At 66.9% G+C, this 5,872-nt stretch carries 4 protein-coding genes; 1 reads left to right on the forward strand and 3 read right to left on the reverse strand.

Going from position 1 to position 5,872, the window contains the following annotated elements:
• Positions 1-72 precede the first annotated feature (72 nt).
• The 3 genes from BRAO375_RS23575 to BRAO375_RS23585 form a co-directional block, all read right to left on the reverse strand.
• Positions 73-1,728 (reverse strand): hydantoinase B/oxoprolinase family protein, encoded by a 1,656-nt coding sequence (locus BRAO375_RS23575; protein ID WP_009029962.1) that lies wholly within the window; start codon positions 1,726-1,728, stop codon positions 73-75.
• 2 nt (positions 1,729-1,730) lie between these two features.
• A complete protein-coding gene (locus tag BRAO375_RS23580) occupies positions 1,731-3,815 on the reverse strand; it encodes a hydantoinase/oxoprolinase family protein (RefSeq protein ID WP_009029963.1) in 2,085 nt (694 codons plus the stop codon).
• A 929-nt stretch (positions 3,816-4,744) separates the two neighbouring features.
• Complete coding sequence (locus BRAO375_RS23585; protein ID WP_064742419.1) at positions 4,745-5,224, reverse strand: DUF6789 family protein; 480 nt, start codon at positions 5,222-5,224, stop codon at positions 4,745-4,747.
• Between the two features lie 114 nt (positions 5,225-5,338).
• On the opposite strand from BRAO375_RS23585, the gene BRAO375_RS23590 reads away from it, so the two are divergent.
• Positions 5,339-5,851 carry a Spy/CpxP family protein refolding chaperone gene (locus BRAO375_RS23590; protein ID WP_009029965.1) on the forward strand — a complete coding sequence of 171 codons (513 nt, stop codon included), beginning with the start codon at positions 5,339-5,341 and terminating at the stop codon, positions 5,849-5,851.
• Positions 5,852-5,872 lie beyond the last annotated feature (21 nt).

Consider the following 5,872-nt stretch of genomic DNA (forward strand, 5'->3'; position numbering starts at 1 on the left):
AAGCGGGGAGAGGTGGAGATCGCCGCGCGCCCTCGGCTCAATTTAGCGGCGGCTTTGGAAGAGATGATCATCTCACCCCACCTGCCCATAGACCTTTGCCGCATTCTCCGCCGACACCAGCCCGCTCTCGACATCGCTCTGCACCAGCTCCATCGCGCGTGCGCGGGGATCACCGATGCCCGCGCCGCCCGGTGTCAGCACCACCAAGCGGTCGTCCGGCGGCACCGTCTGGAAACCCTTGCCACGCAGCTTCTTGCCCGAGGCGAGTCCGACATAGCCGGCCTCGCCATTGTGGCCGCCGTCGCGGCCGCGCGGCGGGTGGTCGATGCGGTCGAAGGCGGCGAGGATGTCGAACGGCGCATCGACGCCGCTGCCGACCTCGATGATCTGGCCGAGGCCGCCGCGGGTGCGGCCGGCGCCGCCGGAGTCCGGACGCAGCTCCTTGCGCCAGAAGATCAGCGGCGTCTGTGTCTCAGCGATCTCGACAGGCGTACCGCGTACGCCGCTCGGATAGGCCGTCGCCGACAGCCCGTCCTTGTCGAAGCGGGCGCCGGTGCCGCCGTTCGACGTCACCGCCATCGAGAACCCGTAATTGCCGCCGGCGCCGGAACGGGTCTGGCCGCGCACGTTGAGATTCCACAGGCAGGAGGTGCCCTCGGCGGGCACGCGCTCCGGAATGATCTGGCGCAGGCAGCCGAACACGACGTCGGGCAGCATCTGGCCGATGACATGGCGCGAGGCAACCGGCGCCGGCTTCGGCGCATTGAGGATCGCGCCCGAGGGCGCCGAGACCGTCAGCGGCGACAGCGAGCCGGCATTGTTGGGGATCGCGGAGGCGACGACGCAGCCGAGCCCGAACACGGTGTAGGCGGTCGTGTAGGACAGCGGCACGTTGATGCCGAACTTCGAGGCCGTTGACGTGCCGTCGAAATCGACGTGGATACCGTCATCGCTGATCGTCAGCGCCGCCTTGATCGTCACCGGCGCATCGTAGCCGTCGACCACCATTTCGTTGCGCCAGGTGCCTTTCGGCAGCTTGGCGATCTCGGCCAGAACGGCCTCGCGCGAGCGATCGCAGACATAGTCGCCGAGCTCGTCGAGCGTTGAGATCTCGAATTCGCGCATCATCTCGACCAGGCGCTGGCAGCCGACATCGTTGCAGGCGGCGAGCGAGTAGGTGTCGCCCTCGGTGTCGACCGGCAGCCGCGTATTGGCGCGGATCATCGCCATCAAGGTCTCGTTGACGACGCCCTGGTCGATCAGCTTGAGCATCGGGATGTACAGCCCCTCCATGAACACGTCGGTGCCATCGGGGCCGAAGCCGATGCCGCCGATGTCCATCAGATGGCTGGTGCAGGAGAACAAAGCGACCGGCTGGCCGTCCTTGAAGCACGGCGTGGTCACGACGAAGTCGTTGAGATGGCCGGTGCCCATCCAGGGGTCGTTGGTGATGTAGGCATCGCCGGGCTTCATCGTCTGAAGCGGAAAATGCGCGATGAAGTGCTTCACCGACTCCGCCATCGAGTTGACGTGGCCCGGCGTGCCGGTGACGGCCTGCGCCAGCATGCGCCCCTTGAGGTCGAACACGCCGGCGGAGAGGTCGCCGCATTCGCGCACGATCGGGCTGAAGGCGGTGCGCAGCAGCACCTGCGCCTGCTCCTCGACCACGGCGATCAGCCGGTGCCACATGATCTGCAGGTCGATCAGGCTGGTTTGAGATGCACTCATCGTCAGGCCGCCTTCCGTTCCATGACGATGCTGCCCGCACCGTCGATATGCGCGTCGAAACTGTTGGAGATGAAGGTCGAGGTCTCGTCCTCGGCGATCACGGCGGGACCTGCGATGACCGCGCCCGGCGCCATCTGCTCGCGGCGATACAGCGGGATCTCGACGAAGCGGCCGGCGCGTCCGTCGAAGAATTTGCGGTGGCCCGCGGCGGCGCCGGCCGGCTTGCGCGTGATCTCGGCGACGGTCGCGGGCTGGCGCGCGTCCGTCGTCGCCAGCACCGACCAGCTCAGCACCTCGATCGCCGCACCTGGAATGGCGCGTTCGAACAGGGCGGCATAGCCCGCCTCGAAGGTCTTGCGCAGCGCAGGGAGGTCGTCCGCGGTGAGGGCGCGGTTCGGCAACTCGACGCTGATCTCATGCCCCTGGCCGACATAGCGCATGAACGCCGCGCGGCGCTCGCGCACCGGAGCACCGGCCGCGCCCGGCTCGACCAGCGCACGGGCCTCATCGGCCATCTCCTGCAGCAGACCGGAGACGAGCGCGGTGTCGAAATCGTCGAGCCGCGCATGGCGGCTGCGCACCAGCTCATAGGCGATCGGGGCGGCGAGAAAGCCGACCGCCGAGCCGACGCCGGCATTGGAGGGCACGATCACCCTGGCGACGCCGATCTTTTCGGCGACACGGGCGGCATGCAGCGGCGCGGCACCGCCGAACGCGATCAGCGTGTGCTGGCCGATGATCGCGCCGCGCTCGACGGCATGGACGCGCGCCGCGCTCGCCATGTTCTCGCAGACGACCTCGTGCACCGCATAGGCAGCGGTCTCGGCATCGAGGCCGAGCGGCGCGCCGACGTCGCGGAGCAGGGCCTGCTTCGACAATTCCGGATCGAGCTTGATGGTGCCGCCGGCGAACGCCTCGGGATCGATCATGCCGAGCGCGACATCGGAATCGGTGACCGCCGGACGCTGGCCGCCGCGGCCGTAGCAGGCCGGGCCCGGCTCGGAGGACGCGCTCTCGGGCCCCACGGTGACGCGCTTCATCGCGTCGATGCGCGCGATCGAGCCGCCGCCGGCGCCGATCTCGACCATCTCGATGACAGGAATGCGCACCGGCAGGCCGGAGCCTTTCAGAAAGCGCGCGGCGCGATCGACCTCGAACACGCGTGAGCTCTCCGGCTCGAAATCCTCGATGAGGCAGATCTTGGCGGTGGTGCCGCCCATGTCGAACGACAGCACCTTGCGCTCGCCGAGCCGGGCCGCGATCTGTCCCGCGAAGATCGCGCCGCCGGCGGGGCCGGATTCGACGAGGCGCACCGGGAAACGCCGCGCCGTGTCGATCGAGGTGACGCCCCCGCCCGAAGTGACGAGATAGATCGCGCCGCGGAACTGCTCGACGCGCAGCGCCTGATCCATGCGGGCGAGGTAGCTGTCCATCAGCGGCTGCACATAGGCGTTGGCGACCGCGGTCGAGGTGCGCTCATATTCCCGGATTTCGGGACAGACGGCCGACGACAGCGTGATCGATATGTCGGGCATCGCCTCGGCCAGGATCTCACCAGCACGGCGCTCATGCGCGGGATTGGCGTAAGCGTGCAGGAAGGCGATGGCGACGCTGGCAACATTCTGCGCACGCAACTGCGGCACCAACTCACGAACCGCCGCTTCATCAAGCGGCAGTCTGACGTCACCATGGGCATCGACGCGCTCGGGCACCGTGAAGCGAAGCGCGCGCGACACCAGCGGCTTGGGCTTGTCGATGGAAAGGTCGTACTGGTCGTAGCGGCTCTCAGTTCCAATATCCAGAACATCGCGGAAGCCGGACGTGGCGATCAGCGCAGTCTTCGCGCCGCGTCGCTCGATGATGGCGTTGGTCGCGAGCGTAGTGCCGTGAATGAAGACGTCGATATCGGAGATGCGGGCCTTCGCATCGGCCAGGATCAAGCGTGTGCCATCGAGCACGGCCTGCTCCGGCTGCGTCGGCGTCGTCAGCACCTTGCGTGTGCGGCGCTGATCGCCGATCTCGAGAACGATATCGGTGAACGTGCCTCCGATATCGACGGCCAGCCGGACTTCGGCTCCTTCAAGCATCAGGTCATCTCCGCAAGCGACGAATTGATGTGCGATTTGAGCAAGTCCCATGCCATAGCGCCAGCAGAGATGTGCTTGCTGCTCTGCGTTTTGTGCGGTGCGGATTTGAGGTCGTGGTGCGGTGCGCGCTCAATCTTGCTTATCGACGATGTCAGTGTTCGGTAGCAGCATCGGCGCCATCTCGCGCCTGTGCTTCGGTGCCGCTCTTCCGCTTCATCGTCGTCCCGGCGAAAGCCGGGACCCATAACCACAGGGAGTGGTTTGAGGCAGGCTGGTCGTTTCACACCTTCCGCCTCATGACCGCCGCGGCGTATGGGTCCCGGATCTGCGCCGCGTCGCGCTGACGCGCGCCGTGGCTTGTCCGGGACGACGGCAGAGGTTGGTGCGCGCGGAGGATCTCATAGACGTGCGTCCGTATTCTCGCGGCGAGTCAGCCCGAGTTCGGCGGCGTATTTTTCACCCTCACACAAACCGAGAGGGTGCAGGGAATGCCGGGTGAAGGCCTCACCCATGGCCCGCCTGCGAACAAGAATGCAGGCGGCAGGTACCACAGGTTCAGCCGAGCATCCGGCATTCCCTGCGCGGTGTCTTCACGCTTATACGCAGTCTCCCTGGCGCGCCGGGCTTGTTGGCCGCCATGCCGCGACGATGCTTGCGCATTGCGCGGGGGATACCAGCTTCGGGGTATCAGGACGCTGCGACTTCACGTCCGCAACCATGCCGGTCGTCTGCGCATCGAGCGCGTCCGGCATGATCAGCGGCACCGCATCCCATCCCGACGTTCGTGACGACGCGTACGTCCCTCCGCATGGGGCAGGATGGCGCGGATCATACATGATTTCCGAGAAAGCGAAAGAAGAAAATTCGGCTTTGTCGAAGCTGGCCGCGACGGCGCTCCTCGGACGCGACGCAGCGCGCATCGCCGGGGCTCAATCTCCGACAACCGGGCGCTGCAGGACCGCATAGACCGCGCCGAGCACCAGACTGTAGGCCTCGATCATGGCCAGGGAGAACAGCGCCGGGCCCGCGCCGAGGCCGAGCGAGAGGCCGAACGGGCCGAGACCGATCGCCGGAAACAGCACGATCCCGAGCAGCAGCCAGCCGGCGAGTCCGAGCAGAAAACCCTTTGCGAGGCCGCTGCGCCCCGGCAGGCGGTGGAAGAAACGTCCGAACAACAGGCCGATGAGGAACGCGCCGTTGAGCTGCGAGAGCAGCCAGAGCGGCGCCTGCACATGCGTGACATTGGCGAACAGCGGCGAGAGCGTTTTGAGAAGCGCGGACGAGGGATCGAACTGCGGCAGGATGTGCAGCGCGGTCTTGAGCTCCATCAGCGCCATATGCGCCAGCGTCCCGCAGCCCGACGCCACCAGCGACGACCCTATCCACCGATAGCTGTGCTTGATTGTCATCGCAACATCCCGCCCGAAGCGCATCGTGGTTCCGTTGATCTTGCTCAACTACGCGGGCCCGCGGTTCGCTTAGTTTGCACGAACTCATTGATGCCACGTCAAGGGAGTTCCGCCATGCGATACGATCCGCGCGCGTTGATCCTGGCCGCCGCCGTCGCGACAGCCGCGGTTGCACCCTCCGTTGCCCAGCCGGGCACAGGCGGTCCGCCGGGCTGGGGACCGGGCATGATGATGGGGCCGGGGATGATGGGCGGACGGGGCTTCGGCTTCCTCTGCAATCCCCGCATGGCCGGTTTCGCCGAATGGCGGCTGTCGCAGATCGAGAGCGCGATCAAGCCGAACGAGACGCAGCGGGCGCGGCTCGACGACCTCAAGGCAGCCTCGGCCAAGGCCGCCGAGCTGATCACCAAGGATTGTCCGACGACGCCGCCGACCAAGGCGACGGAGCGCCTTGCGCTCGCGGAGCAGCGCCTCGACGCCATGCAGCAGGCCATCAAGCTGGTCCGGCCGGCGTTCCAGGCGCTGTACGATTCGCTCGACGACAAGCAGAAGGCGGCCATGGACGCCAGCGGTCCGCGCAACTGGGGCTGGCATCACTGGCACTGGCCATGGAGCGAGGAGGAATAGGCGGAGCGCGACGAGGCGCTT

The organism is Bradyrhizobium sp. ORS 375 (genome assembly GCF_000239775.1).
Taxonomy (GTDB): Bacteria; Pseudomonadota; Alphaproteobacteria; order Rhizobiales; family Xanthobacteraceae; genus Bradyrhizobium.

What these genes read in the sequence shown, in the direction of transcription:
- BRAO375_RS23575 (WP_009029962.1), bottom strand. Translation starts at nt 1,728, where the DNA reads ATGAGTGCATCTCAAACCAGCCTGATCGACCTGCAGATCATGTGGCAC.
- BRAO375_RS23580 (WP_009029963.1), bottom strand. Translation starts at nt 3,815, where the DNA reads ATGCTTGAAGGAGCCGAAGTCCGGCTGGCCGTCGATATCGGAGGCACG.
- BRAO375_RS23585 (WP_064742419.1), bottom strand. Translation starts at nt 5,224, where the DNA reads ATGACAATCAAGCACAGCTATCGGTGGATAGGGTCGTCGCTGGTGGCG.
- BRAO375_RS23590 (WP_009029965.1), top strand. Translation starts at nt 5,339, where the DNA reads ATGCGATACGATCCGCGCGCGTTGATCCTGGCCGCCGCCGTCGCGACA.